Origin of the sequence: Streptomyces sp. NPDC048417, from assembly GCF_040651615.1 — a bacterium.
Taxonomy (GTDB): domain Bacteria; phylum Actinomycetota; class Actinomycetes; order Streptomycetales; family Streptomycetaceae; genus Streptomyces.
This window is the reverse complement of sequence record NZ_JBEZKI010000017.1, coordinates 21,652-48,397: the sequence shown is the minus strand read 5'-3', so window position 1 is coordinate 48,397 and position 26,746 is coordinate 21,652. Positions and strand designations below refer to the sequence as shown.

Sequence of the window (26,746 nt, the reverse complement as noted above, 5' to 3'; positions counted from 1 at the left end):
CACCAGGACACCGGTTCGGCCGACTGAGCCTCGGCCGAACCGGTGTCGTCTTCTTTGTTCTGGACGGATGCGGTACGACGCAGCACCCTGTGCCGGAGCGCCCCTCAGGGGCGCGGGGCCGTATCGATGTGCGGCTGCCGCCGCGTGGGTGCGACCGGGCTGTCTCGATGTGCGGCTGCCGCCGCGTGGGTGCGACCGGGCTGTGTCGATGTGCGGCTGTCGCCGTGGGCGCGAGCAGCCCCCACGCACCCGCGGACCTAAGCGGTCGGACGCCCCATCGCACGGAACGTCCACCCCGCCCGCCGCCAGACGTCCGGCTCCAGCGCGTTCCGCCCGTCAAGGATCACCTTCGCCGAGGCCACCGCACCCAGCGCCGCCGTGTCCAGCTCCCGGAACTCCCGCCACTCCGTCAGATGCAGCACGACATGCGCCCCCCGCACGGCCTCCAGCGCGGTCTGCGCGTAGCCAAGGGTCGGGAACAACCGCCGAGCGTTCTCCATCCCCTTCGGGTCGTACACCGTCACCTGCCCGCCCTGCAGATGGATCTGCCCGGCGACGTTCAGCGCCGGCGAGTCCCGTACGTCGTCCGAGTCCGGCTTGAACGCCGCGCCGAGCACCGCGACCCGCTTCCCGAGGAACGACCCGCCCCCCAGGGCCTCCCGGGCCATCTCGACCATCTGACCCCGGCGCCGCATGTTGATGGAGTCGATCTCGCGCAGGAAGGTCAGCGCCTGGTCGGCGCCCAGCTCGCCGGCGCGGGCCATGAACGCCCGGATGTCCTTCGGCAGGCAGCCGCCGCCGAACCCGATCCCGGCGCGCAGGAACTTCTTCCCGATCCGGTCGTCGTGCCCGATCGCCTCGGCCAGCTTGGCCACATCGCCGTCCGCGGCCTCGCACACCTCCGCCATGGCGTTGATGAAGGAGATCTTGGTCGCCAGGAAGGAGTTCGCGGCCGTCTTCACCAGCTCGGCCGTCGGGAAGTCGGTCACCACGAACGGCGTGTCCTCACCCACCGGCGTCGCGTACACCTCGCGCAGCAGCTTCTCGGCCCGCTCGCTGCGCACGCCGACCACGATCCGGTCGGGGTGCAGGGTGTCCTGGACGGCGAAGCCCTCCCGCAGGAACTCCGGGTTCCAGGCCAACTCGGCCTCGGCGCCCGCGGGCGCGTGCTCGGCGAGGTAGGCGGCCAGCCGCTCCGCCGAACCGACCGGCACGGTCGACTTGCCGACGACGAGCGCGGGCCCGGTGAGATGCGGGGCCAGCGACGCGATCGCGGAGTCGACGTAGGACATGTCGCACGCGTACTCCCCGTGCTTCTGCGGGGTGTTCACACAGACGAAGTGGACATCCCCGAAAGCGCCCACCTCGGCCCAGTCGGTGGTGAAGCGCAGCCGCCCGGTGGAGCCCTCGAAGCCGGCCACGTGCCGGCGCAGCAACTCGTCGAGCCCCGGCTCGTACATCGGGGTCTCGCCGCGCTCCAGCATGGCGATCTTCTCGGGTACGACGTCGAGGCCGAGTACCTCGAAGCCGAGCTCCGCCATGGCCGCGGCATGCGTGGCGCCGAGATAACCGGTGCCGATCACAGTGATCTTGAGGCTCATGATGCTCCAGCTCGGGGACGTGTGTGCTGCGGGGCCGAGCATAACCGGGCCCTCCCGCGGGCAACTTTCCCGCTGTCGCGTACCTCACGTCACCGTTCCGTGGGCCGCGCTCTAAACTTTGAGTTACTTAACAGTAATTAGCGTCAGCACCACTGCGTCTGGAGTGAGAGACCTTGGCCGGATCGGCTGACTTCGACCTGTACCGCCCGTCCGAGGAGCACGACATGCTCCGCGACGTCGTCCGCGCGCTGGTCGAGGCGAAGATCGCCCCGTACGCGGCCGCGGTGGACGAGGAGGCCCGCTTCCCGCAGGAGGCCCTCGACGCGCTGGTCGCGGGCGACCTGCACGCCGTGCACGTTCCCGAGGAGTACGGCGGTGCCGGCGCCGACGCGCTCGCCACGGTCATCGTGATCGAGGAGGTGGCCCGCGCCTGCGTCTCTTCCTCCCTCATCCCCGCCGTGAACAAGCTGGGCTCGCTCCCGGTGATCCTCTCCGGCGGCGAGGACCTGAAGAAGAAGTACCTGACCCCGCTCGCCAAGGGCGACGCGATGTTCTCGTACTGCCTCTCCGAGCCGGACGCGGGCTCCGACGCGGCCGGCATGAAGACGAAGGCGGTCCGCGACGGCGACCACTACGTCCTCAACGGCGTGAAGCGCTGGATCACCAACGCGGGCGTGTCCGACTACTACACCGTCATGGCCGTGACCGACCCGTCCAAGCGCTCGAAAGGCATCTCCGCGTTCGTCGTCGAGAAGTCGGACGAGGGCGTCTCCTTCGGCGCCCCGGAGAAGAAGCTCGGCATCAAGGGCTCGCCGACCCGTGAGGTCTACTTCGACAACGTCCGCATCCCCGCCGACCGCATGATCGGCGCGGAGGGCACCGGCTTCGCGACGGCGATGAAGACCCTGGACCACACCCGCATCACCATCGCCGCCCAGGCGCTGGGCGTGGCGCAGGGCGCGTTGGACTACGCCAAGGGCTACGTCCAGGAGCGCAAGCAGTTCGGCAAGCCCATCGGCGACTTCCAGGGCATCCAGTTCATGCTCGCCGACATGGCCATGAAGATCGCCGCGGCCCGTGCCCTCACCTACCAGGCCGCGGCCGCCTCCGAGCGCGGCGACGCCGACCTCACCTTCCAGGGCGCGGCGGCGAAGTGCTTCGCCTCCGACACCGCCATGGAGGTCACCACGGACGCCGTCCAGCTCCTCGGCGGCTACGGCTACACCCGCGACTATCCGGTCGAGCGCATGATGCGCGATGCGAAAATCACGCAAATTTATGAAGGTACGAATCAGGTTCAGCGGATCGTGATGGCGAGGAACCTGCCGTAGCAGGGTTTTTGCAGGTCAAAGGCGGTTTCGAGGGTCCGAGAGGACATCCTTGGCTTTCTGCCCCTTGCGGCCCGATCAGGACCGTTCCTGGGCGTCATGCTGGGGGAATCCTGGGTGGATGCCGGGCTGGAAACGGCCACTGACCTGCACAAACAACACAGCCCCCGGCGTGCTGCCGGGGGCTGTTGTCGTACGCGGATCAGGCGACTTCTGTCACCTCCGTGGGGTCGTTCGCGCCGGGCATCAGCATGGTTGCGATGGCTGCCCGGCCGCGCTGCTCGGCGCCTTCGAAGATGTAGTGGTAGTGCTCCCTGAGCACGTCAGTACTGCTGTGGCCCATCCAGTCGGCCACGTCGTTCTCGGGGACTCCGGCGTACAGCAGCCGCGACCCGTAGTAGTGCCGGGACCGTTGAAACCGTCCATGCCGAAGTCATTGTTACGGACCCGCGAGATGTGAGTCTCTACGTTGATAAGTTCGAAGGATTCGAGCGATCCGCGCTGGCCGGTGACGAAATGCGGGATCTGATCGAAGGTCACCATGCGGTCGTCACGGATGACGAAGGCATGATTTGCGATGTCGTGTTGCTGAACACGCAGCGGGACTATCCTGATGTCCACGTGTGAGAGTCGTGAAATAGAGACGATGCGATCAAGCTGAGCAGCCATCATCTGCGGTCGCACGATGCGCCAGCGCAGAACAGGTTCGGTGATGACGAAGCGAAGCGACTTTGCGTTGTCGTAGAGAACCGCTTGCCGTTCGAGTCGCCCATTGATCGTTCGCGTGAGTGCGTCTTCACTCAGGTTGTGGCGTTGCAGAATGGCCCGGATGTACTCGGGAGTCTGGAGCAGGCCCGGAACGAGCGCGGGTTGAAACAGCCGCAGTACAGACATCTGGGCTTCCAGAGCCTTGGCGGCCTGCTGGCCCTTGTGGACCCCGATCCGCTTGAGCAGGACGCCACGCCGTCGCCTCCGTCGCTGACGCGCGTGCGGCTTCCGCGTACTCCGCCTTGACCTCGTCCGAGACGCCGATGGCGGTCAGGATGCGCTCTACGTCCGTCGCGCTGGGGGCCAGCTTCGCATTCTCGATCTTGGACAGCTTGGATGGAGACATGAGGGCGCTGCGGGCCACCGCTTCGGCTTCCTTGCCGGATGCCACTCGCAGCGCCCGCAGCGCGGCTCCAAGCTGTGCTCTGTTCACGTCCCGTACTTGGCCCACCATTCGGTGAACGGTTCCGCGTGGGCGAGAGCCGCATCACGGTACCGCGTGAATTCCGCTGTTCGTTCCGACGGTAGTACTTCCGAACCCAGGTACTTTCCGCTTCCGTCGTAGTTCATCACGGCCACGGATTCGGAGTCGAAGATCCAGAAATCCGGAACGCTCTCCAAGGGGTTGGGTTTGCCGGTGATGTCGAGGATGAAGAACTCTTCGCCCCCGCTCACGTTCTTGTGGTAGCCCCAGCCGAGTTCGAACCTAAGATAGTCCGCGAGCGGGCGGGACAGGATATGGACCCGGTATACCCGTTTCCCCTTCTCGGTGTGCGAGCGTAGTTCTTCGACCCAGCCTGCGTTGTAGTCGTCTGGCTGTGGCTCCCCGGCCAGGAATGCCTGATAGGCGTCGACGCTCCCGGACTTGCTGTAGTCGTCCAGGGTCTCCAGCCGGAATGCCTCGCGCTCGAACGCGTCGAAGAGGTCGACGAGGGTCCTAGATGAGGTTGTCACGGATGGCCTTCTGGATCAGTTCCATCGGGATCTCGACCAAGGTTTCGTGCGCGGGAATCTGAAGCCCGTGGTCGGTCGGCGTCTCGCCCTGTACCAGGAAGGTGCCGCGATCCGTGGCGTAGATCGTCGGGCAGTCCTTGATGTCGCACGTGCTGACCAGCTTGGTGACCTTCATGGTCTGGGTTCCCCTCTCCCGTGCCGCTGCCAGTACCCCGCATCTGGGTTGATGCTCCCGAGGGCCGGGCGCACCGGTCAAGCGATCACGGTTGACGGAACGGGAAACCGCGTAACCTGCGCCGGGCCTGCTCGTATACCGCGCGACTGGCGGAGGTGCCTCCAGCGCACCTCCTGCCTGCGGAGACCCTTGACGATCACGGGGAATGCCGGGGAGACCCCCTCTCGGAGGGGTGTTCGCACAGGTCAGAGCCGTATGGCCTATAAAGCACGCAGATCTACGAAGGGACGAACCAGGTCCAGCGGATCGTCATGGCCCGCAACCTGCCGTAACCGCACCGGCATCCGGCGAGAAGGCGCCCTCGGGGCGCCTTTTTCGCGTCGGTCCCGAATGGCACTACCGGACGGTCGGGCTTAGGACGGGAACCACACGGGGACCGCCCCGGACCCCGCCCCTTCCCTGGAGGAGCCATGACCCAGACCGGACCCATGACGGCCATGAGCAAGCAGATGCAGGAGTGCGTCAACGCGTGCATGGCCACCCACACGATGTGCGAGGAGACCATGAGCTCCTGCATGTCGATGGAGGGCGGCCAGGCCCACATGCGCATCATGCGCGCGCTGATGGACTGCTCCGAGGCGACCCGGATGTGCGCCGACATGATGATGCGGCGCTCGCCGCTGTCGGCCGAGATGTGCGCGATGTGCGCCAAGGCCTGTGACATGTGCGCCGAGGCGTGTATGTCCATGCCGGACGACCCGCAGATGAAGCGCTGCGCGGACGCGTGTCGCCGCTGCGCCGAGATGTGCCGCTCGATGGCGGCCATGCCCATGTGACGCCGCTTCGCGCGAACGCTGTCAGGGGCCTCCGGCCGGGGTCCCTGCCAGCGTCGCGGACACTCCTGCTCCAAGGAGACGGCAGGGACGCCGGTCCCGCACTCGTTCGAGCGGTGCAAGAGATCCTGCCCGATACGCTGATGCTCGGCGCCCCGCCCTTCCCCCGTCTGCGCTGCTCGCCGCCGGGACGGCTCGGTCGGCGGGTCAGTTGTCGGAGACGGTGACCTTCTCGTCGTTCTTCAGTTCGTCCACCAGGGTCTTGACCTTCGCCTTGTCCCAGACGAGGTTGCCGCCCGTGGAGCCGGAGACCGGCATGTTCATCGAGGTGCCGTCGCCGCCGTTGACGTCCTTCATCGCGAAGAACATCGAGGCCAGGTCCCACAGGCTCATGTCCTTGTCGACGGTGAGGGAGTCCAGGCCCGCGCCGAGGGTGGGGTAGAGCTTGAAGGGGTTCAGGATCGTCGACGGGGTGGCCACCTGGTGGGCCAGCGCCGCCAGGAACTTCTGCTGGTTCTTGGTGCGCTGGAGGTCGGACGCGGCGAAGGCGTGCCGGGTGCGGACGAACGCGAGGGCCTCCTCGCCGTTCAGGGTCTGCTTGCCCGCCTTGAAGTTCGCGCCCGAGTAGCTGTCCTTGAAGCCCTTGTCGATGTCGATCGTGACACCGCCGACCGCGTCCACGATGTCCGCGAAGCCGGCGAAGCCGATCTCCACGTAGTGGTCGATGTGCAGACCGGTGTTGTACTCGACCGTGCGGACGAGGAGGGTCGGGCCGTCCTCGGCGTAGGCCGCGTTCAGCTTCGTGTGCCGGCCGGTGCCCTGGTAGACCTTGCCGGACGTCGACCCCTGGTACGAGGGGATCTCCACGTCCGAGTCACGCGGCAGCGAGATCAGCGTGTCGCCGTTGTCGCCGACGTGCAGGATCATCATCGAGTCCGTGCGCTGGCCCTCGGCCGACCCCGTGTGCAGCTTCTTCTTCTCCTCGTCCGACATGCCCTTGCGGCTGTCGGAACCGACGATCAGGTAGTTGGTGCCCGCGCCGGCCGCGGGACGGTCGATGACCTTCGACAGGTCGACGTCCCGGTGCAGCTTGGAGTCGGCCCAGAAGTAGGTGGCGACGGATGTGACGATCAGCACGCTCACGACGACGATCGCCGTCCACTTTATCCGCTTGCGCCAGTTCGGAGCCGGACGCGGGCCGCGCTCACGGGTGCCGCCGGGTCCCCCGCCCCCGGGGCCGCCGCCGTACACCTGGCCGGTGTTGTAGCCGTTGTCGTACCCGGAGCCGTCGTCGTACCCGTTGCCGTACGCCGGCTGCTGCGGGACGCCGGCGTAGCCGCCGCCCCCTTGCTGCGGCGCGCCGTACGGCGGCGCCGACGGCTCTCCGCGTCGTACCTGGCGCATCACGCGGGCGCCCTCAGGCTGCGCGCTTGCGCTACCGCGTCCGTACTGGTTGCCGCGGTTGTCGTTCGACCGCCCCTCGGGCCATTCGTTCATGGGCCCCAGTGTGCAGGCAGCGACTGTGCCTCTTACAAGGGTCGTAGGAAAATCAGGGCACCGCTGTTGCGAACCCGACACAAATTCCGCGATTGTCGCCTCGGCATAAGGTGGGCGCCATGACAGACCAGGCCCCCGAGGCGGAATCCGATATACCCGGCAAGCCGACGTCCGCGTCCCGGACCACCCTGAGCCACATCATGACCCACAACGACACCAACCTCCTCGGCACGGTGCACGGCGGCGTGATCATGAAGCTCGTCGACGACGCGGCGGGCGCGGTCGCCGGCCGGCACTCGGGCGGTCCCGCCGTCACGGCGTCCATGGACGAGATGGCCTTCCTGGAGCCGGTCCGCGTCGGCGACCTGGTCCATGTCAAGGCGCAGGTCAACTGGACCGGCCGGACGTCCATGGAGGTGGGCGTGCGGGTCCTGGCCGAGCGCTGGAACGAATCGAACCCGGCCACCCAGGTCGGCTCGGCCTACCTGGTCTTCGCGGCGGTCGACGCCGACGGCAAGCCGCGCCGGGTACCGCCGGTGATACCGGAGTCCGACAGGGACCGCCGGCGCAATCAGGAGGCCCAGATCAGGCGGACGCACCGGCTGGCGCGGCGGCGGGAGATCCGTGAGCTGCGCGAGCGCAGGGTGGCGGAGGGATTCGAGGACTAGGGCGGTGCCGCACGGGGCCGCCGGTCGGCTGCGGGCCGGTGGCGGCTTGTCGCGCAGTTCCCCGCGCTCCTGAAAGCAGGGGCGCTGCACGAGCGTCCCCCCAGAGGCGCGGGGCCGCATTCATGTGCGGCTACCGCCGCGTGGACGCGACAAGCCCCCATGCGCCCGCAGCCGACCGACGACCCTCAGCACACCGTCTCGTCGCCCCGGATGACCGTGGCCTCCCCCTGCGGCGCCGGGTCCTCGGCCCGTACCTTCCGTACACTCGCCGGCCCCTTGAAGTCCGACCCGGTCGTCACCCGCAGCACCGGGCCCATCCCCTTCACCGCCAGCAGCTCGCTGCCGGGCAGGGCCGCCGCGAGCGACCGGGCCGAGCGGTCCCAGCGGGGATCGTAGGAGATCACCGTCCGCCGCACGTCGTGCCGGGCGCCGGTGACCGGCTGGTGGTTCGTCGCGAACCCCGCCGCCGCCAGTGCCGCGTCCATCCGCCGCGCGAGCCCCGCCGTCCCCGTGCCGTTCTCCACCTGCACACGGATCTGCTGCGGCGCCACCTCCACGGTCACCGGCACCGGTCCGGCGGGCCGCTTGGGTGCCGGCGGTGCCAGCGGCTTGTCGTCGCGCAGGGACCGGAACAGCTGGTCCGACTTGGCCTGGTCCCACTTCAGCGTCGAGCCGATGCCCTTCACCGGGTACGCGATCTGCCCGATGGGTACGGTCGTGAACTCGGACGAGGACGGGGAGAAGTTCCGCATCGCCCGGCCGAGGTCCAGCAGCTCGTCCGTGCCGAAGCCCATGTCGGCCCGTACGGAGCCCAGTACCGCCCGTGTCACGTCCCGGAACCTGATCGGGTTCAGCAGCACCCCCGACGACGACACCCGCTCGATCAGCGCGGCCAGGAACCGCTGCTGCCGTTTCATCCGGCCGAGGTCGCTCGCCCCGTCGACGTGCCGGGCGCGGACGTACTGCAGGGCCTGGCCGCCGTTCAGCCGGTGCGTGCCGGAGGAGAGGTCGAGGCCGGTGTAGGAGTCCTTCAGCGGCTGGGGCGTGCAGATCCGGACCCCGCCGAGCACGTCGACGGTCCGCATGAACGTGATGAAGTCGACCTCGAGATAGTGGTCGATCTTCAGATGGGTCATGTCCTCGACCGTGCGGACGGTCAGCTGCGGGCCGCCCTCCGCGTAGGCCGCGTTCAGCTTGATGGGATGGGCGCTGTGCGTCCGGCCCGTCGTCTCGTCGACGTGCGGCGGGACCTCGGCGTACGAGTCGCGCGGCAGGCTGACGACCGTCGCCCGCTCCCGGTCCGGCGAGATGTGCACGATCATGATCGTGTCCGTGCAGTGGCAGGGCGCACCGCCCAGCCGGTACCGGCGCCGCTCTTTCTCCGTGATCTTGTCGCGGCCGTCGGTGCCGACCAGCAGGACGTTCATGCCGTGACCCGGGGCCGGACGGTTCTTCATGTCCTTGAACGGGTCGACCCGGGCGATGTCCGCGTCCAGACTGGCCATCACCGAGTGTCCGATCCCGGCCGACGCCAGCACCACCACCGAGAGTGTGGTCACGGCCCGCATGGCCCAGCGCGGCCGCCGGGGCCTCGTGGGTCGTACCGGCGGCCGCGGGGCCTGACGGGTGGGCTGCGGTCGACGCTGCGGCGGGGCGGGCCGGGCGGGGGACCGGGGCGGGCTGGCGGCCAAAGGACACCTCCGGACGAGGCCGTACGTGGGATCCGTGAGCACGGTAGGCCGATACGACCTTCAGCCCGCGGCTTGGCCCCGGCGGCGCGCACCGGTGTCCCCCGTTCGCGGTAACGTGAGCCCCCTATGAACGCCAAGCCCGACGTGCGGCACCCCGCAGTTTCTGTGATCATGCCCGTCCTCAACGAGGAGCGGCATCTGCGTGGGGCCGTCCAAGCGATCCTCGCGCAGGAGTACGCCGGCGAGCTGGAGGTCGTCATCGCCCTCGGTCCGTCCACGGACCGCACGGACGAGATCGCGGCGCAGCTCGTTGCGGAAGACGCGCGCGTGCACACCGTCCCGAACCCGACCGGCCGCACCCCGGCCGCGCTGAACGCCGCGATCAAGGCCTCCCGGCATCCGATCGTGGTGCGCGTGGACGGCCACGGCATGCTCTCCCCGAACTACATCGCGACCGCCGTACGGCTGCTTGAGGAGACCGGCGCGCAGAACGTCGGCGGCATCATGCACGCCGAGGGCGAGAACGCCTGGGAGCACGCGGTCGCGGCGGCCATGACCTCGAAGATCGGCGTCGGCAACGCCGCCTTCCACACGGGCGGCGGGGCCGGCCCCGCCGAGACCGTCTATCTCGGTGTCTTCCGCCGTGAGGCCCTGGAACAACAGGGCGGCTACAACGAGGAGTTCATCCGCGCCCAGGACTGGGAGCTGAACTTCCGGATCCGCGAGGCCGGCGGCCTGATCTGGTTCTCGCCGGAGCTGAAGGTGTCGTACCGGCCGCGGCCGTCGGTGAAGGCCCTCGCCAAGCAGTACAAGGACTACGGTCGTTGGCGGCACGTCGTCGCCCGCTACCACGAGGGCTCCATCAACCTGCGCTACCTCGCCCCGCCGGTGGCGGTGTGCGCGATAGCCGCCGGGATCGTCGTCGGGGCGCTGGTGACCCCGTTCGGTTTCGTGATCCCGGGCGGTTATCTCGCGGCGATCGCCGCCGGCTCCGTCCCGGCCGGCAAGGGGCTGCCGCTCAAGGCGCGGCTGCAGATCCCGCTGGCCCTCGCCACCATGCACATGTCGTGGGGGTACGGCTTCCTGACCAGCCCCAGGTCCCTGGCGAAGCGGGTCATCGCGTCCCGCCGTCCCGCGGTGCTCAGCTCTTCCTCCAGCTGAGCACCTGCCTTCGGCGCGGCCCGGACTACCAGGTGTAGTCCGGGTCGACGTGCATGCACGCCTTGGTGTCCGCGGCGTTGAGGGCGCTCGCCGAGGCCGGGGTGGTGTCATCGTCGTCGGCGGTGTACTTCGTACCCGAGCGCCAGTCGGCGCCCACCACCAGCGTGACCCCGTCGACGTCCGTGGACTTCTTCACCTGGCCGGCCGGGACGCCCAGCGCCTTCGCGACCCGCTGGGCGTCGCCCGCCAGGTCGGCGCTCGGATAGCGCACCAGCGTCCGGTCCTCGCTCAGCAGCGCCGAGGAGTCGGCCGCGGCCTTGGTGAAGCCCTTGGCGACCAGCAGCTCGGTGACCGCGGCGGCCCGGCCGGTGACGGCGGACTCCGTGCTGCTGCTGGTGCCGTTCTGCACCTGTACGGCGATCCGGTCGTCGGCCGCCGCCTTGTCGGTGACCTTGGTCGTGGTCGTCGTCTTCTTCTTGTCCTTGCCGTCGAGGGCGATGTCCTCGCGGACCAGCCGCCACAGCTTGGCCGCGTCGGTGGGCTTGGGCAGGACGCGGTTGCCGTCCGAGGAGTACACCCACGGCATGGTCGTCATGGTGATGCGCTTGGTGGGGACCTTCTTCAGCTCCTTGCTCAGGTCGTAGAGCTTGGTGACCGTGCCGAGGCCGTCGTCGACCGTCAGTGCCTTGGTGGCCGTCTCGGCGAGCTTGAGGAGCTTGTCGGGGTTGCTGAGGGTCGCGTCGGAGCGCAGCTGGCGGACCATCGAGTTCATGTACATGTGCTGGGCCTTGGTGCGGGCGATGTCGCTGCCGTCCTCGAAGCCGTACCGGGTGCGCAGCCACTGCAGGGCCTGCTTGCCCTTGACGGAGGTGGTGCCCTTCGTCAGCTTCAGGCCCGAGCCGTGTCCCGTCGAGGTGTGCGAGTAGATGTTGGCGTCCACGCAGACCGGCACCCCGCCGATCGCGTCCGCCATGGACACCACGCCCGAGAAGTCGACCATCATGAAGTGGTCGATGTGGATGTCGGTGAGCTTCTCCCAGGTGGCCACCGTGCAGCCGGGGCCGCCGCGCTCCAGGGAGGCGTTGGTCATGGTGTCGGAGGTCGCCGCGTACACCTTGCCGGTGTCGGTGTCCGTGCACTTGGGGATATCCACCAGGGTGTCGCGGGGCATGGACACCACCGACATGTTGGTGCGGTCCGCCGAGACGTGCAGCAGCATCTGTACGTCGGCGCGGGCGGCGGTGCCGATGTCCTTGGCGCCGCCCAGCTTCTGGTTCTCGGCGGTGTCCCGGGCGTCGGAGCCGATGAGCAGGATGTTCAGGGGCGTCTGCCCGGCCGCGTTCGCCTTCGACGCGGCCGCGCGGTCCTTGGAGTCCCCGATGTTCAGGGACTCCTTCTTGATGTTGCCGTTGAGGTGCTCGTAGTACAGGTATCCGGCGCCGGCGGTGCCGGCTATCGCCAGCGCCACGACCGAGGCCGACCAGCGCAGCACCCGGCGTCTGCGCCGCCCGCGGTCACCGTCCGCCCCGCCGCCGCGCCCTCTGCCGCCGCGCCGACCGCCACCGTCCTGGGGCGTCAGGGTCATCGTGTCGTCGACCACGGCCACGTCGGACACCTCCCCTCGCACATTGCCGCGCACCAACTGCCCGCCCTCCCGCTCGCCACTGCCGCCGCACCCGACTCCCGGGCACCTGGGCACCTGGGCACGGCGGCAGTGTCATGCAGTCGCTTAGGAGTTGCCTGTGCGTAGCTGTGCGGACCTGTGGGTGAAGAGGCCGCCCTGTCCGTAAAGTCCTTGCAGGGGCTACTGCCACCGATAGGGCGCGTACACGTCCATGCACTGCTTGGTGTCCGAGCCGTTGATGGCGTCGGAGTTGTCGGGCAGGTCACCGGCCTTCGGCGCGGACTGCTGGGGATACGTCGTCCCCTCGCGCCAGTCGGCACCGACGACGAGCGTGACACCCGACACATCGGTGGTCTGCTTCACCTGGCCGACCGGGATCCCCAGCGCCTTGGCGACCGCCTGGGCGTCGCCCTGCAGGTCCGCGCTCGGATACTCCACGACCGTCTTCTCCACGGACTCGGTGGCCGACGAGGTGTCCGCCGCCGCCCGGGTGTAGCCCTCGGTGCCGAGTTCCGTGGCCATCGCCCGGGCCCGAAGGGGGACCGCGGCCTCGGTCGAGGTCCCGGTGGCGTTCTGCACCAGCACCCCGAGTTGGCCGGCGGGGACGGAGGGCGCCTTGGTCGCCGCGGCGGTCCCGGTGTTCTTCTTCTTGCTCTCCTTGGCGTCGCCGTTCTTGTCGAACGCCACGTCGTCGCGGAGCATCTGCCACATCTTGTCGGCGTTCGCGGTGTCCGGCACGAGGTGGTCCCTGTTCTGCGGGTCCTGGAGGTTCGGCATCGTGAGCGAGGTGATGCGGTCCGTCGGCACCGACTTGAGCTGCATGCCCAGGTCGTAGAGCTTCTTCGGGGTGCCGATCTCCTCGGAGACCGTCAGCGACTTGGTCGCCGCCTCGGCCAGGTCCATCAGCCTGCCGGTGTCGGTGAAGACGTTCTGCCCCTTCAGCGTCCGGATCATCGAGTTGAGGTACATGTGCTGGGCCTTGGCCCGCAGCGGGTCACTGCCCCAGGCGTGCCGGGTGCGCAGCCACTGCAGGGCCTGCTTGCCCTGCACCTTGTGGGTGCCGGCGGTCAGCTTGAGCCCGGAGCCGCCGGACACCGCGGCCGTCGGCCGGTCCCACACGTTCTGCTTCACACAGACGTCGACGCCGCCGATGGCGTCCGCCATGTTCACCACGCCCGCGAAGTCGATCGTGATCCAGTGGTCGATGTAGACCCCGGTGAGATTCTCCCAGGTGGCCAGCGTGCAGCCGGCGCCGCCGCGGGCCAGCGACTCGTTGATGATGGTGTTGGTCGCCGGGTACACCTTGCCGGTGTCCGGGTCCGTGCACTTGGGGATGTCGACGCGGGTGTCCCGGGGGATGCTCACCATCGCCGCGCTCTTCCGGTCCGCCGACAGGTGGATCAGCATCTGGACATCCCCGAGCGGCGGGCTGCCCCGGTCGTACTTGGCACCGCCGAGCTTCACGTTCTCGTCGGAGTTACGGCTGTCGGAGCCGATCAGCAGGATGTTCAGCGGCGTCTGACCGGCCGCGTTGGCCGCGGTCTTCCGCGCCTTGGCGTCGCCGATGTCGCGCTCGCCCTTGTGGATGTTGCCGTTCAGGTGCTGGTAGTAGAGGTAACCGGCACCGGCCGTACCGAGGATCACCACCGACAGCACGGTCGCCGACCAGCGCAACGCGCGCCGTCGGCGTCTGCCCCGGCCACCGTTCGAACCGTGCGAACCGTGCGACCCCTTCGGGCCGTTCGGGCCGTTCGTGCTGTCCTTGCGACGACCGCCGCCCGCACCGCCCGGCGCCCCGGATGTCTTCGGTGCGAGGGACATCGTGTCCTCGACCGCAGGCTTTTCCCCCCGCACATCGCTCTGCGTCAACTTCCAGCCCTCCCCGCCCTGCGCACTGTGCGCACCGGCCCGCCGCCGACGCCCCCCATCGGACGCTCCACGGACCACACGGGTCCGCCCCGCGCCCGGTTAGACGCGTGACGGACCCATAGGGTTACCTGCTTATTCGCTGTGACTTGGTGTCATCGTGGAGCAACTCCCCGCTACCGCACGCCGCTTGGCGCTACTTGGCGCAGGTCACCTTGTCCGCGGTGGTCTTGCTGTCCACGTCCGGCGCCTTTGTCGGAGTGGTGAGGGGCACCCCCGCCCCCTGGAAGTCCTTGCCCAGCGTCAGGGTCATCGCGGGCAGCCCCTGGGAGTTGGTCACGCTCTTGCCGGGCTTCAGCGCCGAACCGGACAGCCCCATGATGCTGGCCAGTTCACGCGCCTGGGCGGCCTGGTCGGGGGCGTACTCCAGGGTGGTCTTGCTGAGCTTGGCGTCCGCGTTGCCGGCGTTCTCCGACTTCAGGACGCCCTCGTCGTTCTGCAGCCAGTTGAGGGCCTTCTGGGCGCTGCCGTCCGCGGCCCCGCCGTTGAGGATCCGCACCCGCACCTCGGAGGCCGCGGACTTGCTGCCCTTCAGGCGGGCGGCCGCCGCGTCCTTGCTGGCCTGCGCCTGCTTCTTCTTGACCGCGGTGAAGGAGACGTCGTCCTTGATGGCCTGGAACACCGGCGGAGCCTTCGTGTCGTTGAGCACGACGGTCGCCTTGACCTTCTCGGCCGGGTTGTCGATGACCGGGATGGTGGTGAAGGTCAGGTTCTTCGGGTTGAGTTTGCCGAGCTCCAGACCCAGGTCCTTCAGCTTGCCGATGTTGTCCAGCTTGGAGTCGACGGTTAGTGCCTTGGTGCCGACGTCGGCCAGCTTCAGCAGCTTGGTCGGGCTGGTGAGCGTCGAGTTGGAGCTGAGCTTGCGCATCAGCGCGCTGAGGAACTGCTGTTGGAGCTGGATCCGGCTGAGGTCACCGCCGAAGCCGACCGAGTGCCGGGTGCGCACGAAGGCCAGCGCGGTCTCGCCGGAGATGTTGTGGGTGCCCTTGGACAGCTTCAGATGCGAGTCCGAGTCGTCGATGTCCTTGGCCAGGCAGACCTCGACCCCGCCGACCGCGTCGGTCAGCGTCTTGACCGCGTTGAAGTCGGCCACCATGAAGTTGTCCGGTGTGATCCCGGTCAGCTCCGTCACCGTGCGCACGGTGCAACTGGCCGTACGGCCGTCCTGGCCGAGGCTGGTGTTGAAGCGGACGCCGGTGCTGCCCGGGATGACCTTCTGGGTGCCGTCGGCCTGCTCGGTCGGGCAGTCCGGGATGTCCACGATCAGGTCGCGCGGGATGCTCAGCGCGGTCGCGTTGGAGCGGTCCTTGGAGATGTGCAGCAGGATGTTGGTGTCGGCGTGCCCGACGCTGCCCGTGTCGCCGTACCCCTCGTTGCCCTTGCCGGTGCGCTTGTCGGTGCCGATCACCAGCAGGTTGATCGCCTTGTCCTTGCTGAAGCCACCGGTGCTCGCGCCGTCGTCGGAGACGGACGTGATGTTGTCGTTGAGGTGCTTCACATACAGATAGCCGGCGGCCGAGACGGCCACCAGGACGAAGGCCATCGAACCGCCGGTCCATAGCAGCACCTTCTTGGCCTTCGACTTCTTCTTCACGGGCCGCCGTGAGCGCCGCCCGGCCGGCGGCTCGGGCTCGCCGCGCCGCCTGCGCTGCCCCGGAAGCTGACCGGGAACCTGCCCCGGAACCTGCCGGGCCGCGCTCTCCCGCGGCGCGTCCGTGCCGGCGCGCGACGAAGTCGGCCTGCGCGGTCCGGGTACCGACGACTGCGGTGCGGAAGGTGTCAGTCGCAGTTCGTATTCGCCGGTGTTCGGATTGAGTACCCACTGGTCTGCGGGATCGATGTCGTCCGCCCGCCCACGGCCTTGCGCGTCCACGGTTGTCCGAATCCTCCGTCGGGGCCACGCGGCGCCTTCCCCCCATCAAGGCGCTCGGTCACGGTTAACAGTGCACGACCCCAGGACAGACCTTGCGGCCGGGTGCACCGGAGGGCTCACACTATCCGTCCAGTTCAGCGTCACGGGAAGCCAGTGACAAATTAGTCATCCCTACAACCGGGCAATCCATCCCATTTAACTGACAACGAACGGCGTGGAAGTTCGCCGCCTTGGCCGGTGCTTTACGCGCAACTGTCCTCGGCGGCGGTGTTCCCGCGGAACCCGGGCGCCTCGGAGTTGTCGGAAGAGGGGGCGTTCTTCTTGGTGACCGGCACCGGTTTGTCGGCTCGCAGCAGCGCGAAAAGCGCGTCCGCCCTGCCCTCCACGAGCTGGTCGCGATTGGAGTCGTACACATACGGCTCCCTCGGGACGGTGAGGAACTGCACCTGTTCGGTGGGGATGTCGCGCAGCCCGCGGACGAGCTGGTACAAACCGCGCAGGCTGGCCAGCTCCGGGTCGGTGGTGAGCGCGGAGGTGGCCGCGTCCAGCAGCGGATAGAGCTTCGCCGGGTTCAGCAGTACGTCACTGCCCCGCACCTTGTTGACAAGCGCCCCCAGGAACAGCTGCTGTCGCTCCATCCGCTCGGTGTCGCTGCCGTTGCCGAGCGACTTGCGCGCCCGCACGTACCCCAGCGCCTGCTCCCCGTCGAGGGTGACCCGTCCGGCGGGCAGCCGCAGTTTGGCCGCCTTGTCGTTGATCGGTTCCTTCAGGCAGACCTGCACCCCGTCGACCGAGTCGACCATGTCCTTGAACCCGCTGAAGTCGACGACGACGTGATGGTCGATCCGGATGTCCGTGAGCTTCTCGACGGTACGGATGGTGCAGGCCGAACCCCCGACCTCGAAGGCCGAGTTGAACAGCGTGAACGAGGGCTCGCTGCGGCGGCCGTCGCCCCGCAGGCAGCTCGGCACGTGCACCATCAGGTCCCGGGGCAGGGACACCGCGGTGGCGCTGCGCCGGTCGGCGGCGAGATGCAGCAGGATCGTGGTGTCGGACCGCTCGGTGCCCAGGTCCTTGCCATAGCGGCGGTTCCCGTCCCCCGCTCGGGTGTCCGACCCGATGAGGAGGATGTTCTGCGCGCCTCGCACCAGCGCGGTGGGCCGCTCCCGCTCGTAGCGGGCCAGCTCGGCGGCGGCCGCTTCGTCGGGGGTGATGTTGTCGCTGAGCCGGTCGTAGAGAACCCAGCCGCAGGCGAGGGTGCCGGCGCCGAGGAGCCCGGCGACCGCTGCCGCACCCGTCAGCCAACGCCGCCGCCGACGCCGGGCAATGCCGTCCCCGGTCGCGGTGGCCCCTCCGACGTCGGTCACTCCTCCAGAGTGCCTGGGGGTGGGGGCGGGGGGTGGCGGTAACTACTCCACAAGGGTGAGTGGACGCACGCGGGGGCGCGGGCCACAGGGATGCGCGGCTCCGCCGCGCCGGGCGCCCCCGGCCGGTCCGCGAACGGCGAACGGTCCGACCGGTCTGCGGCTGGCGCCCTCCGAACGGCTCGAGGCCGGCGCCCTCCGACTGGTCCCGGGCCGGCGGACGGCCCGACTGGTCCGGGGGCGGCGGACGGCCCGACCGGTCTGCGGTCGGCGCCCTCCGAACGGCCCGAGGCCGGCGCCCTCCGACTGGCCCGGGGTCGGCGAACGGCCTCACCAGCGGTCGGCCTCACCGGCCCACGGCCTCACCGGCCCACGGCCTCACCGGACCGTCGCGGTCACCCGCTCGCTCTCGATTCGCTTGGCGATCCCTTCCTCGCCCAGTTCCTGCAGATGTCGGCACAGCACCACGGAACCCCCGACCGCGAGCGGCGCGTACAGACCCGCGCTCAGCCCCTCCCACGTGTCGTACCCCAGCCCCGACAGCAGCCGCGACCCCGGCCCGGTCAGATCCAGCCCCGGTGCGTCCCCGAGCGCCCGCTCCACAACCTCGGCGCCGCTCATCTCCGCACCGGCCACGATCAGCGCGGGCTCGTCCGGACCGACGGGCGAGAAGGGAGCGAACCGGTCTCCCTGGCTCGGCACCTCCACCGCGTAGTCGGCGAACCCGTCCGGGACCGCAGGGAAACGCCCGCCCAGCGGCCGTAGCGCGAGAGCGACCCGCTCCCCGCGGCAGGCCCGAGCCGCCTCCAGCGAATCGGGCCCGCTCACCACCACGTCGGCCGCCGCCGGGTCCCCGGCCACGTCGGCGATCGCACCGACCGACGAACAGGCGAGCAGCCACACCGCCGTCTGCCAGTGCGCGGGCAGCAGCAGGGCCACCCGGTCGCCCGGCTGTGCCGCGAGGTCGCCCTGGAGCAGGTTCGCCGTCTTGGCCACCCAATTGGCGAAGGTGGCCACGGACAATTCGACGCGTTCGCCCGTGGCGTCGTCGTAGAAGGTCACCAGGGGGCGTCCGGGATCCGCGGCGAGCGCGGAACGCAGCAGGTCGGCAGGGGTGCGATCGGTGGCGTTCACCCGGGCAAGCGTACGCCGCGACCGGCGCCCGCACCGACCGGCGGGGCCACCGGTTCGGCGCAATCGCTCCCGACGGACCGTCAGTTCCACAATGGACATATATGTCTGACTATGTTCAAGATCAGGGGCATGCGTGGATTCCTGACTTCCTCGATCGGCGTCACCTGCGCGGCGGCCCTCACTCTCCCCGCGGCCGCGCTGAACGTGCCGTCCGCGGCCGCCGCACCGGCGGAGCGGGCCACCACGACCACCGGCCGTCCCGCCGGGACCGCTGCCCTCGCCGGCAGCACCCGGTCCCTGCCCCTCGTCCCCCGCACCCGTGAACGCGTTCTCGGCCGGGCCCCCGAACAGGGCCTGTACCGCGACGACCTGGAGCACTTCTCGCTCGTCGGCGTCAGCTGGGACAACCCCGGCACCGAACTGCACGGCCTGGTCCAGGTCCGCACCCGGTCCGCCGCCACCGGCCACTGGTCGGGCTGGCAGGACGTCGACACCCACAACGCCGACCACGGCGCCGACCCGGACACGGCGGAGGCCGACTCCGGCCATGTGCACGGCGGCACCGCGCCCCTGTGGGTGGGCGACTCAGACGGCGTCGACGTACGCGTGCGTGCCGAACTCGACGACGATCCCGGCCCGCGCGGCAGCACCCCCACCGGCGGTCACGACCTGCTCCCGGCCGGACTGCGCCTCGAACTCGTCGACCCCGGCGAGGAGGCCCCGCCGCAGGGCCCGCCGGCCGACGTCCCCCGCACCGGCACCGAGGCCGACGCGGCGGCGGCCGTCAACACCGACCTCGCGCCCTTCGGTGCCGCCGAGATCCCGGCCCTGGACCGGCAGGACACCGAGGACGAACTGGCGCAGCTGACCGGCGTCCCGCGTGCGAAGCCGTACATCGGACCGCGCCCGAGGATCGTCACCCGCCGCGGCTGGGGCGCCGACGAGGCACTGCGCGAGAAGGGGTTCGTCTACACCGGAAAGGTCAAGGCGGCCTTCGTCCACCACACCGCCTCCGGCAACGGGTACAAGTGCTCCCAGGCCCCGTCCGTCATCCGCAGTATCTACCGCTACCACGTGGTGAGCATGGGCTGGCGGGACATCGGCTACAACTTCCTCGTCGACAAGTGCGGAACCCTCTACGAGGGCCGCGCCGGGGGCGTGGCGAAGGCCGTCAGGGGCGCCCACACCCTGGGCTTCAACAACAACAGCATGGGCATCGCGGTGATCGGTTCGTTCGGCTCGCACAAGCCGCCCGCCGCCGTCGTGACGGCCATCGCCAAGCTCACCGCGTGGAAGCTCGGGCTCTTCGGAGCCAATCCCAAGGGAAAGACATATCTGAAGTCCGGAGGTGGCAATCTCTACCCAAAGGGGAAGAACGTACGACTGAACGTGATCTCCGGCCATAGGGACGGGTACGCCACCGAGTGTCCCGGCGCGAAGCTCTACGCCAAACTCGGCTCGGCCCGGACCAGCTCCGCGCACCTCCAGGGACGCTGAGCACGGGGGCCGCGTTCAACGCCGTCGGGGGCAGTCGGGGGAAACCGCACACCCATGCCGCGTGGCACCGCGCGGCCGTCGAAGGCGCCGTCGCACGGTCTGCATACACTGGCCGGCCGACAGAGAGTTCGGCCGGTCCCGGCAGGAAGCAGAGACGACAGGTGACAGAAGCGATCCTCCTGGTCGGCGGCAAAGGCACCCGGCTGCGCCCGCTCACGGTCCACACGCCCAAGCCGATGGTCCCGGCGGCGGGCGTGCCGTTCCTGACGCACCAGCTGGCCAGAGCCAGAGCGGCGGGCGTGGACCACATCGTCCTCGCGACGAGCTATCTGGCGGAGGTCTTCGAGCCGTACTTCGGCGACGGCGCGGCACTGGGCCTGCACATCGAGTACGTCACCGAGGAGGAACCGCTCGGCACGGGCGGCGCCATCCGCAACGTGGCCGCCCGTCTGCACTCGGTCCCCGACGACCCGGTCCTGATCTTCAACGGCGACATCCTGACGGGCCTGGACATCAGGGCGCTCGTCGAGACGCACGAGACGTCCGACGCCGACGTGTCCCTCCACCTCACCAAGGTGACGGACCCGCGCGCGTACGGCCTGGTCCCCACCGACGAGACGGGCAGGGTCCTCGCCTTCCTGGAGAAGCCGGCGACCCCCGAGGAGATCGTCACCGACCAGATCAACGCGGGGGCGTACGTCTTCCGCCGCTCGGTCATCGACACGATCCCGCAGGGCCGCCCGGTGTCGGTGGAGCGGGAGACCTTCCAGGAGCTGCTGTCGGCCGGTGCGCACCTCCAGGGCATGGTGGACTCCACGTACTGGCTGGACCTCGGCACCCCGGCGGCCTTCGTCCGGGGCTCGGCGGACCTGGTCCTGGGCCGCGCCCCGTCCCCGGCCGTTCCCGGCCGCTGCGGTGACCGCCTGATCCTGCCCACGGCACGGGTCGCGGCGGACGCGAAGCTGACGGGCGGCACGGTGGTGGGCGAGGGCGCGTTCGTGGCGGAGGGCGCGCGGGTCTTCGGCTCCACGATCCTGCCGGGCGCCGTGATCGAACCCGGCGCGGTCATCACCGACTCCCTGATCGGCAACCGCGCCCGGGTCGGCGAACGCGCGGTCCTCACGGGCACGGTGATCGGCGACGGCGCGACCGTCGGCGCCGACAACGAGCTGCGGGAGGGCGCGCGGGTGTGGTGCGACGCGATGATCCCGGCGGGGGCGGTGCGGTTCTCCTCGGACCAGTAGGGGTGGCCCGGGAAGTCGGTCGGCTGCGGGTGCGTGGGGGCTGGTCGCGCAGTTCCCCGCGCCCCTGACGGGGCCCCATAGCTGCGGGCAGTCGTGCCTCCCCCGGTGCCTTGAGGGCCTGGGAGGTGCCCCCAGGCGGCACGGGTGGGCGCTGGGGGTACCCCCTCTGGGGGAGGCACCCTGCAAGCGCCGGTAAGCGCCCCCGCCCCCCCACCCGCACGTCACAACCGGCCGATGTCCCCCCGCGGCATCCGCGGCGCCCGCCGCTTCGGCAGCTGCCCGCTCAGCAGAATCAACCGAGCCGCCCGATGCCGCTGCCCCGCATACGGCTCGAGCAACCGCAGCATCGCCTCGTCGTCGGCATGCCGATCCCCGGCCAGCGCGAACCCCACGATCCCCGGCAGGTGCAGGTCCCCGACCGTCACCGCGTCCGCCGCCCCATGACTGCGCTGCACGGTTTCCGCGGACGTCCAGGGCCCCACCCCCGGCACCACCTCCAACCGCGCCTGCGCGGCCTCCGCCGCCATCCCCACGGCCTGCTCCAGCCGCGCGGCGACCCGTACCGCCCGCAGAATCGTCGACGCCCGCTTGTTGTCGACGCCGGCCTTGTGCCACTCCCAGGAGGGAATCAGCGCCCAGGTCCGAGGCGCCGGCATCACCCACATCGGCCGCTCGCCCACCCCGGCGGGGCCGGGCGCCCGCTCTCCGAACCTCCGCACCAGCAACCGCCAGGCCCGGTACGCCTCGTCGGTCGTGACCTTCTGCTCCAGGACCGACGGAATCAACGACTCCAGCACCAGCCCGGTCCGCGTCAGCCGCAACCCCGGGCGCCGATGCCGGGCGGCGGCGAGAACCCGGTGCCGGGGCACGAAGAGGGACGGGTCGTCGGCGGAGCCGAGCATCTCCGGCAAGTGCTCCAGCAGCCACTCGGCACCGGCCCCCCAGGCCTCCCCGCGCACCTCACCGCCGTACGCGGCGACCCGCAGCGTCCCCGGCCCGGCAGGCGTGAGACTGGCCCGCCACACGGACCCGTCGGAGGTGGCCCGAAACGTCGGATCCCCGGGCCCCCGCCGCAACGGCCCGAGCACGAGCCCGAGGTCAAGCGCCCCGTCGGGCTTCCACGACCGAACCCGGCCGGGTGCGGCCTGCCGAGGCACTCCGACAGCGGGAACGACGACGTGCCCACCCCGCACAGTCGTACGAGTGGGCCGCGGAGCAAACCGTCCAGCCACGAAAGATCCCCGATGCGAGAGATGTCTGCTGTGGGCTACGAGCCTAGGGGTAAAGCGCCCCGTCAGGGGCGCGGGGCGGTACCGACTCGCGGCCACCGCCGCGTGCGCGCGACCAGCCCCCATCCCGCACCCGCCCGGACGCAGGTCCCCCGGCCCCCGGACGCAGAAAATCACCGCACCTCGATAAAGTCCCCGACCTCCCTCGGCGCCCTCTCCTTCGGCTCCTCCGCCGCCTTCCCCACAGCAACCGCCCCCATCGGATCCCACCCCGCCGGAAGCGCCAGCACCTCCCGCACCACGTCCCGGCAGAACATCGTCGACGACACCCACGCCGACCCCAGCTGCTCCCCGGCCAGCGCGACCAGGAAGTTCTGCACGCCCGCCCCCGCCGCGACCACGAACATCTCCCGCTCGGCCGCGTCCCGCCGCGTGTCTTTGTACGTGTGCGAACCGTCCATCACCAGACAGGGCACCACCAGATACGGCGCGTTCCGCAGCACGTTGCCGCGCCGTACCCGCTTGGCGATGGACTCCTCGGACTTGCCGTCCTTCCTCAGGTCGGCGATCCAGGCGTCCCGCATCGCGTCGAGCAACCGGGCGCGTGACTCCGCCGACTCCAGCAGCACGAACCGCCACGGCGTCGTGTGGTGCGGCGCCGGCGCCGTCACGGCCGCGGCGACCGCCCGCCGTACCGCTCCGGGGTCGACGGGTTCGTCGGTGAACGACCGCACCGTCCGTCGTAGTGCCACGGCTTCCCGGACCGCCTCGGACGTGCCGAGCCGGAACATGTCCGTGGCCGCGTCCCGGATCAGCGCCCGCGCGCTCTCGCCCTCGTCCCCCGCCTCGGCCACGACGTGCGCGAGCCCGCGCACCACGGCCACCGGCAGGCCCGTCGCCTTGCCCTTCACCAGATCGCCGGCGGCGGCCAGTTCGTCGGCCGTGGCGACGACCGTCGCGACCAGCGGATTGCCGTACGCGTCCACGCCACCGCGCAGATCGTCCAGGACCTGCACCCCGGCGGCGCCGATGGTCACGTCCGTGAGGCCCGCGCGCCAGGGGCGCCCGAAGGTGTCGGTGACGACGACCCCGACGTTGACGCCGAGGGCGTCGCGAAGCCCCGCGCGGATCGCGCGGGCGGACGCGTCGGGGTCCTCGGGCAGCAACAGCACGGTCCCGGACGGGGTGTTGGAGGCGTCCACCCCCGCCGCCGCCATGACCAGCCCCTGCCGGTTCTCCACGATCCGCAGGGTCCCGCGCCGGGCCACCACCCGCACGGTCTCGGCGTCGATCGCCGCCTCCCGGTCGGTCGCCTCGACGAGCCGCCCCTCCGCCTTGGAGACGATCTTCGACGTGACGATCACCACGTCCCCGTCGGCCAGTCCCGGCCCGGCCGCGGCGATCAGCTTGGCCAGGTCGTCGCCCTGCTGGACCTCGGGAAGCCCGGCCAGGGCCCACACCCGGTACTCGGGCACCGCGTCCCCGGTCACGTCGGTCGGGGCGGTGGTGTCGTGGATCGCGCCGGTCATGCCCCGCGCACCTCCTCGGCGAGTGTCAGCGCTTCCCGCGCCATCTGCGCGGCCGCGTCCAGGTCGGTCATCATCAGCGGTACGGCCCGGCAGCGGATGCCGGCCTCCTCGACGCGCGCCACGCTGCCCGCGTCCACGGTGTCGACGAGCCAGCCGTCCAGCAGCCCCGAGCCGTAGTGCTCGGCGACCGCCGCCGCCGTCGACTCCACGCCCACCGCCGCGAGCACCTTGTCGGCCATCCCGCGCACCGGCGCGTCCCCGACGATGGGGGAGAGGCCCACCACCGGCACCCCGGCGTTCGCGATCGCCTCCCGGATGCCCGGCACCGCGAGGATCGTGCCGACGGAGACCACCGGGTTGGACGGCGGGAAGAGGATCACGTCCGCTGCCGAGAGGGCCTCCAGGACGCCCGGCGCCGGCTTGGACTGCTCGGCGCCGACCGGGACGACCGCCTCGGCGGGCACGGACGCCCGCAGCCGGACCCAGTACTCCTGGAAGTGCACCGCCTTGCGCTCGCCGTCGACCTCGACGGCCACATGGGTCTCGACCCGGTCGTCGGTCATCGGGATGAGCCGCACCCCCGGCTTCCAGCGGTCGCACAGCGCCTCGGTCACCGCGCTCAGCGGATAGCCGGCGCCCAGCATCTGGGTGCGCACGATGTGCGTCGCGAAGTCCCGGTCGCCCAGCCCGAACCACTCGGGTCCCACCCCGTAGGCGGCGAGCTCCTCCTTGAGGTGGAAGGTCTCGTCGGCCCGCCCCCAGCCCTGCTCCTCGTTGATGCCGCCGCCGAGGGTGTACATCACCGTGTCGAGGTCCGGGCAGACCTTCAGCCCGAAGAGGTGGATGTCGTCCCCGGTGTTGCCGATGACGGTCACGTCGGCGTCCGGCACGGCCTGCTTGAGACCGCGCAGGAACCGGGCACCGCCGATACCGCCTGCCAGAACCACAATGCGCATGCGCCAAGTCTTGCAGGCGGGTCCGACAACGCGTCACGCAGTCACGGGTCGCGCCTCGCAGCTCTGCGCCGTGTGCATCGGCATCTCGGTGAGGCCCGGGTAGTAGACGTGCAGGCTCACCGCCGGCTCCAGCGCGTCGTTCACCACCTCGTGCACGTACCCCGGCGCGAAGACCCGTTGTGCGCCGGCGGACAGCGCGCGCGTGCCGCGCCCGGTGTGTTCGGTGAGCGTGCCCTCCAGGACGGTCAGCACCCCGGAGGAGCGGCCGTGGTCGTGCGACCCGCTGCCCTGACCGGGCACCCAGGACAGCAGCCACACCTCGTAGCCGGGACCGGTGCGCAGCCGGTGGTACCAGCGCGTGGTGGCGTCGTACCGCACGAGGTGCTCCCACTGCGCGCGGTCGGCGGCGATCGTGCGGGCCAGGCCGGCGAACTCGGCCACGGTGACCGGGTGCTCGCGCGGGGGCTGCAGCAGGTGGGGGACCTCGAGGATGTCGCCGGCGATCTGCAGGTCGTTGTCGCTGTTCATGGGGTGCGGTGGTTCCTCAGTGAAGAAGGTCAGCGGGGAACGAAAGGCGAAAACCGAGTCCTGGGGACTCGGTCCCCAGCTGGAGCGGTGGGATACGGCTACGGCTCAACAGCTGGAACAGCAACAGCTACAGCGAGCGCGGGCAGCACCGTGGGACCCGGCGGTGCGGGTCGAGGTGAATGCCAAGTTCGCGAGCATGCCCACTAGGACATCGGTTCACACCCGCAGTGTCAACTCGGCGCCCGGTATGTGGGACATGTTTCACCTCATCCGGTTCATCTCCCTGCCGAAAGGTTTGTTCAGCAAGCACCCGGGACACATGGCGCACAACCGGGCGCGCGCGCACCGCGGAACGCGATCGAACATCTGGGCGTCCTTCTCCGTACAAGGTCTGTATGGGGTCGGGGGTCCTCGTGGGCCTCGTCTGCATGTCAAGGTTTATGGCGATTTGAACACTTTCCGCATGGCCTTGGTTCCGCAGAGTGAATAACGGGCTCAATAGCAGATCTCGGCTTGACTCGCCCGGAGCAGCACACTTGTAATTTCACTCGTGTCGTTCAGCCGAAATCGGTAACGGCCAGGCACGGGGACGTGAAAGACAGACGAGGGGCGCACATGACCGAGCTGGTGCAGCAACTGCTGGTCGACGACGCGGACGAGGAACTCGGCTGGCAGGAGCGCGCGCTGTGCGCCCAGACCGACCCCGAGTCCTTCTTCCCCGAGAAGGGCGGCTCCACCAGAGAGGCCAAGAAGGTCTGCCTCGCCTGCGAGGTGCGCTCCGAGTGCCTCGAGTACGCCCTCGCCAACGACGAGCGATTCGGTATCTGGGGCGGACTGTCCGAGCGGGAACGCCGCCGCCTGAAGAAGGCCGCCGTCTGAGAGGCCGCCGTCTGAGAAGGAGGCCGCGGTCCGGACCGGGCGTCCACCCGACGCACACAACTGAACTGCGCGAACGGCCCGTCATCCGTGGGTTGTCCACAGGGGGCGGGCCGTCGACATGCCCAGCCGATAGTGTGGGCGCTCGTCCGAGACGCCTCGCCGCCACCAGCGGGCGCAGGAGTCCACCGCAGTCCATCGAACCGGGGCCCGTACCTCGATGTCCGTCCACAGCCACCAGGCAGCCCAGCCAACGGGTGCACCAGCGGTGTCCGACCCGACCCGCCCAC

At 70.0% G+C, this 26,746-nt stretch carries 21 protein-coding genes and 2 pseudogenes; 8 read left to right on the top strand and 15 right to left on the bottom strand.

Going from position 1 to position 26,746, the window contains the following annotated elements; all coding sequences use genetic code 11:
* Positions 1 to 257: 257 nt before the first annotated feature.
* The gene (locus AB0D59_RS26150; RefSeq protein WP_362569879.1) at positions 258 to 1,601 is read right to left on the bottom strand and encodes a UDP-glucose/GDP-mannose dehydrogenase family protein; all 1,344 of its coding nucleotides are present in this window, start codon (positions 1,599 to 1,601) and stop codon (positions 258 to 260) included.
* A gap of 173 nt (positions 1,602 to 1,774) precedes the next feature.
* On the opposite strand from AB0D59_RS26150, the gene AB0D59_RS26145 reads away from it, so the two are divergent.
* Together AB0D59_RS26145 and AB0D59_RS26140 are read left to right on the top strand one after the other, a co-directional pair.
* A complete protein-coding gene (locus AB0D59_RS26145) occupies positions 1,775 to 2,932 on the top strand; it encodes an acyl-CoA dehydrogenase (RefSeq protein WP_362569876.1) in 1,158 nt (385 codons plus the stop codon).
* A gap of 405 nt (positions 2,933 to 3,337) precedes the next feature.
* Positions 3,338 to 3,556: pseudogene (locus tag AB0D59_RS26140) on the top strand (hypothetical protein); the annotation flags it as partial.
* Here the strand turns inward: AB0D59_RS26140 and AB0D59_RS26135 are convergent.
* The 3 genes and pseudogenes from AB0D59_RS26135 to AB0D59_RS26125 all read right to left on the bottom strand — a co-directional run.
* Positions 3,464 to 4,130, bottom strand: a pseudogene (locus AB0D59_RS26135) (helix-turn-helix transcriptional regulator); the annotation flags it as partial. The pseudogenes AB0D59_RS26140 and AB0D59_RS26135 overlap by 93 nt on opposite strands.
* Positions 4,127 to 4,651, bottom strand: coding sequence for a DUF6879 family protein (locus AB0D59_RS26130; RefSeq protein WP_362569873.1), 525 nt, complete (start codon positions 4,649 to 4,651; stop codon positions 4,127 to 4,129). The gene AB0D59_RS26130 and the pseudogene AB0D59_RS26135, both read right to left, overlap by 4 nt.
* Positions 4,635 to 4,826, bottom strand: coding sequence for a hypothetical protein (locus AB0D59_RS26125; protein WP_030115393.1), 192 nt, complete (start codon positions 4,824 to 4,826; stop codon positions 4,635 to 4,637). Before AB0D59_RS26125 ends, AB0D59_RS26130 begins: the two co-directional genes overlap by 17 nt.
* 470 nt (positions 4,827 to 5,296) lie before the next feature.
* Between AB0D59_RS26125 and AB0D59_RS26120 the strand changes: the two genes are divergently transcribed.
* The gene (locus AB0D59_RS26120; RefSeq protein ID WP_362569870.1) at positions 5,297 to 5,662 is read left to right on the top strand and encodes a four-helix bundle copper-binding protein; all 366 of its coding nucleotides are present in this window, start codon (positions 5,297 to 5,299) and stop codon (positions 5,660 to 5,662) included.
* A gap of 204 nt (positions 5,663 to 5,866) precedes the next feature.
* Here AB0D59_RS26120 and AB0D59_RS26115 read toward each other — a convergent pair whose 3' ends face one another.
* Complete coding sequence (locus tag AB0D59_RS26115) at positions 5,867 to 7,156, bottom strand: LCP family protein (RefSeq protein WP_362569867.1); 1,290 nt, start codon at positions 7,154 to 7,156, stop codon at positions 5,867 to 5,869.
* Between the two features lie 119 nt (positions 7,157 to 7,275).
* Here AB0D59_RS26115 and AB0D59_RS26110 point away from each other — a divergent pair, with 119 nt between their 5' ends.
* A complete protein-coding gene (locus AB0D59_RS26110) occupies positions 7,276 to 7,824 on the top strand; it encodes an acyl-CoA thioesterase (protein WP_362569864.1) in 549 nt (182 codons plus the stop codon).
* 185 nt (positions 7,825 to 8,009) lie between these two features.
* Here AB0D59_RS26110 and AB0D59_RS26105 read toward each other — a convergent pair whose 3' ends face one another.
* The gene (locus AB0D59_RS26105; protein ID WP_362569861.1) at positions 8,010 to 9,392 is read right to left on the bottom strand and encodes an LCP family protein; all 1,383 of its coding nucleotides are present in this window, start codon (positions 9,390 to 9,392) and stop codon (positions 8,010 to 8,012) included.
* 249 nt (positions 9,393 to 9,641) lie between these two features.
* Here AB0D59_RS26105 and AB0D59_RS26100 point away from each other — a divergent pair, with 249 nt between their 5' ends.
* The gene (locus AB0D59_RS26100; protein ID WP_362569859.1) at positions 9,642 to 10,676 is read left to right on the top strand and encodes a glycosyltransferase family 2 protein; all 1,035 of its coding nucleotides are present in this window, start codon (positions 9,642 to 9,644) and stop codon (positions 10,674 to 10,676) included.
* Positions 10,677 to 10,701: 25 nt separating this feature from the next.
* Here the strand turns inward: AB0D59_RS26100 and AB0D59_RS26095 are convergent, their stop codons facing one another.
* The 5 genes from AB0D59_RS26095 to AB0D59_RS26075 form a co-directional block, all read right to left on the bottom strand.
* Positions 10,702 to 12,261 (bottom strand): LCP family protein, encoded by a 1,560-nt coding sequence (locus tag AB0D59_RS26095; RefSeq protein ID WP_362570318.1) that lies wholly within the window; start codon positions 12,259 to 12,261, stop codon positions 10,702 to 10,704.
* A gap of 219 nt (positions 12,262 to 12,480) precedes the next feature.
* On the bottom strand, positions 12,481 to 14,121 hold the full coding sequence (locus AB0D59_RS26090) for an LCP family protein (RefSeq protein ID WP_362569856.1): 1,641 nt from the start codon (positions 14,119 to 14,121) through the stop codon (positions 12,481 to 12,483).
* 241 nt (positions 14,122 to 14,362) lie between these two features.
* Positions 14,363 to 16,099: an LCP family protein gene (locus AB0D59_RS26085; protein WP_362569853.1), complete on the bottom strand. Its 1,737-nt coding sequence runs from the start codon at positions 16,097 to 16,099 to the stop codon at positions 14,363 to 14,365.
* A gap of 242 nt (positions 16,100 to 16,341) precedes the next feature.
* Positions 16,342 to 17,466: an LCP family protein gene (locus AB0D59_RS26080; protein WP_362569850.1), complete on the bottom strand. Its 1,125-nt coding sequence runs from the start codon at positions 17,464 to 17,466 to the stop codon at positions 16,342 to 16,344.
* 375 nt (positions 17,467 to 17,841) lie between these two features.
* Positions 17,842 to 18,597 (bottom strand): TIGR03089 family protein, encoded by a 756-nt coding sequence (locus AB0D59_RS26075; RefSeq protein ID WP_362569848.1) that lies wholly within the window; start codon positions 18,595 to 18,597, stop codon positions 17,842 to 17,844.
* Positions 18,598 to 18,708: 111 nt separating this feature from the next.
* On the opposite strand from AB0D59_RS26075, the gene AB0D59_RS26070 reads away from it, so the two are divergent.
* Positions 18,709 to 20,094 (top strand): N-acetylmuramoyl-L-alanine amidase, encoded by a 1,386-nt coding sequence (locus AB0D59_RS26070; RefSeq protein ID WP_362569846.1) that lies wholly within the window; start codon positions 18,709 to 18,711, stop codon positions 20,092 to 20,094.
* Positions 20,095 to 20,255: 161 nt separating this feature from the next.
* Complete coding sequence (locus AB0D59_RS26065; RefSeq protein ID WP_362569843.1) at positions 20,256 to 21,338, top strand: NDP-sugar synthase; 1,083 nt, start codon at positions 20,256 to 20,258, stop codon at positions 21,336 to 21,338.
* A 221-nt stretch (positions 21,339 to 21,559) separates the two neighbouring features.
* On the opposite strand, the gene AB0D59_RS26060 is transcribed toward AB0D59_RS26065, so the two are convergent.
* The 4 genes from AB0D59_RS26060 to AB0D59_RS26045 all read right to left on the bottom strand — a co-directional run bounded on the left by AB0D59_RS26060 (position 21,560) and on the right by AB0D59_RS26045 (position 25,580).
* The gene (locus AB0D59_RS26060; protein WP_362569841.1) at positions 21,560 to 22,570 is read right to left on the bottom strand and encodes a DNA-3-methyladenine glycosylase 2 family protein; all 1,011 of its coding nucleotides are present in this window, start codon (positions 22,568 to 22,570) and stop codon (positions 21,560 to 21,562) included.
* A gap of 170 nt (positions 22,571 to 22,740) precedes the next feature.
* Positions 22,741 to 24,096, bottom strand: coding sequence for a coenzyme F420-0:L-glutamate ligase (locus AB0D59_RS26055; protein WP_362569838.1), 1,356 nt, complete (start codon positions 24,094 to 24,096; stop codon positions 22,741 to 22,743).
* Complete coding sequence (gene cofD / locus AB0D59_RS26050) at positions 24,093 to 25,052, bottom strand: 2-phospho-L-lactate transferase (RefSeq protein ID WP_362569835.1); 960 nt, start codon at positions 25,050 to 25,052, stop codon at positions 24,093 to 24,095. Before cofD ends, AB0D59_RS26055 begins: the two co-directional genes overlap by 4 nt.
* Positions 25,053 to 25,085: 33 nt before the next feature.
* The gene (locus AB0D59_RS26045; RefSeq protein WP_362569832.1) at positions 25,086 to 25,580 is read right to left on the bottom strand and encodes a cysteine dioxygenase family protein; all 495 of its coding nucleotides are present in this window, start codon (positions 25,578 to 25,580) and stop codon (positions 25,086 to 25,088) included.
* A gap of 615 nt (positions 25,581 to 26,195) precedes the next feature.
* Between AB0D59_RS26045 and AB0D59_RS26040 the strand changes: the two genes are divergently transcribed.
* Complete coding sequence (locus tag AB0D59_RS26040) at positions 26,196 to 26,459, top strand: WhiB family transcriptional regulator (protein ID WP_003975777.1); 264 nt, start codon at positions 26,196 to 26,198, stop codon at positions 26,457 to 26,459.
* The last annotated feature ends 287 nt before the right edge of the window (positions 26,460 to 26,746 follow it).

Excerpts from the sequence above, each read along its gene's own strand:
- AB0D59_RS26150 (WP_362569879.1), bottom strand. The coding sequence starts at position 1,601 with ATGAGCCTCAAGATCACTGTGATCGGCACCGGTTATCTCGGCGCCACG.
- AB0D59_RS26125 (WP_030115393.1), bottom strand. The coding sequence starts at position 4,826 with ATGAAGGTCACCAAGCTGGTCAGCACGTGCGACATCAAGGACTGCCCG.
- AB0D59_RS26120 (WP_362569870.1), top strand. The coding sequence starts at position 5,297 with ATGACCCAGACCGGACCCATGACGGCCATGAGCAAGCAGATGCAGGAG.
- AB0D59_RS26115 (WP_362569867.1), bottom strand. The coding sequence starts at position 7,156 with ATGAACGAATGGCCCGAGGGGCGGTCGAACGACAACCGCGGCAACCAG.
- AB0D59_RS26110 (WP_362569864.1), top strand. The coding sequence starts at position 7,276 with ATGACAGACCAGGCCCCCGAGGCGGAATCCGATATACCCGGCAAGCCG.
- AB0D59_RS26105 (WP_362569861.1), bottom strand. The coding sequence starts at position 9,392 with ATGCGGGCCGTGACCACACTCTCGGTGGTGGTGCTGGCGTCGGCCGGG.
- AB0D59_RS26100 (WP_362569859.1), top strand. The coding sequence starts at position 9,642 with ATGAACGCCAAGCCCGACGTGCGGCACCCCGCAGTTTCTGTGATCATG.
- AB0D59_RS26095 (WP_362570318.1), bottom strand. The coding sequence starts at position 12,261 with ATGACCCTGACGCCCCAGGACGGTGGCGGTCGGCGCGGCGGCAGAGGG.
- AB0D59_RS26090 (WP_362569856.1), bottom strand. The coding sequence starts at position 14,121 with ATGTCCCTCGCACCGAAGACATCCGGGGCGCCGGGCGGTGCGGGCGGC.
- AB0D59_RS26070 (WP_362569846.1), top strand. The coding sequence starts at position 18,709 with ATGTTCAAGATCAGGGGCATGCGTGGATTCCTGACTTCCTCGATCGGC.
- AB0D59_RS26055 (WP_362569838.1), bottom strand. The coding sequence starts at position 24,096 with ATGACCGGCGCGATCCACGACACCACCGCCCCGACCGACGTGACCGGG.
- cofD (WP_362569835.1), bottom strand. The coding sequence starts at position 25,052 with ATGCGCATTGTGGTTCTGGCAGGCGGTATCGGCGGTGCCCGGTTCCTG.
- AB0D59_RS26045 (WP_362569832.1), bottom strand. The coding sequence starts at position 25,580 with ATGAACAGCGACAACGACCTGCAGATCGCCGGCGACATCCTCGAGGTC.
- AB0D59_RS26040 (WP_003975777.1), top strand. The coding sequence starts at position 26,196 with ATGACCGAGCTGGTGCAGCAACTGCTGGTCGACGACGCGGACGAGGAA.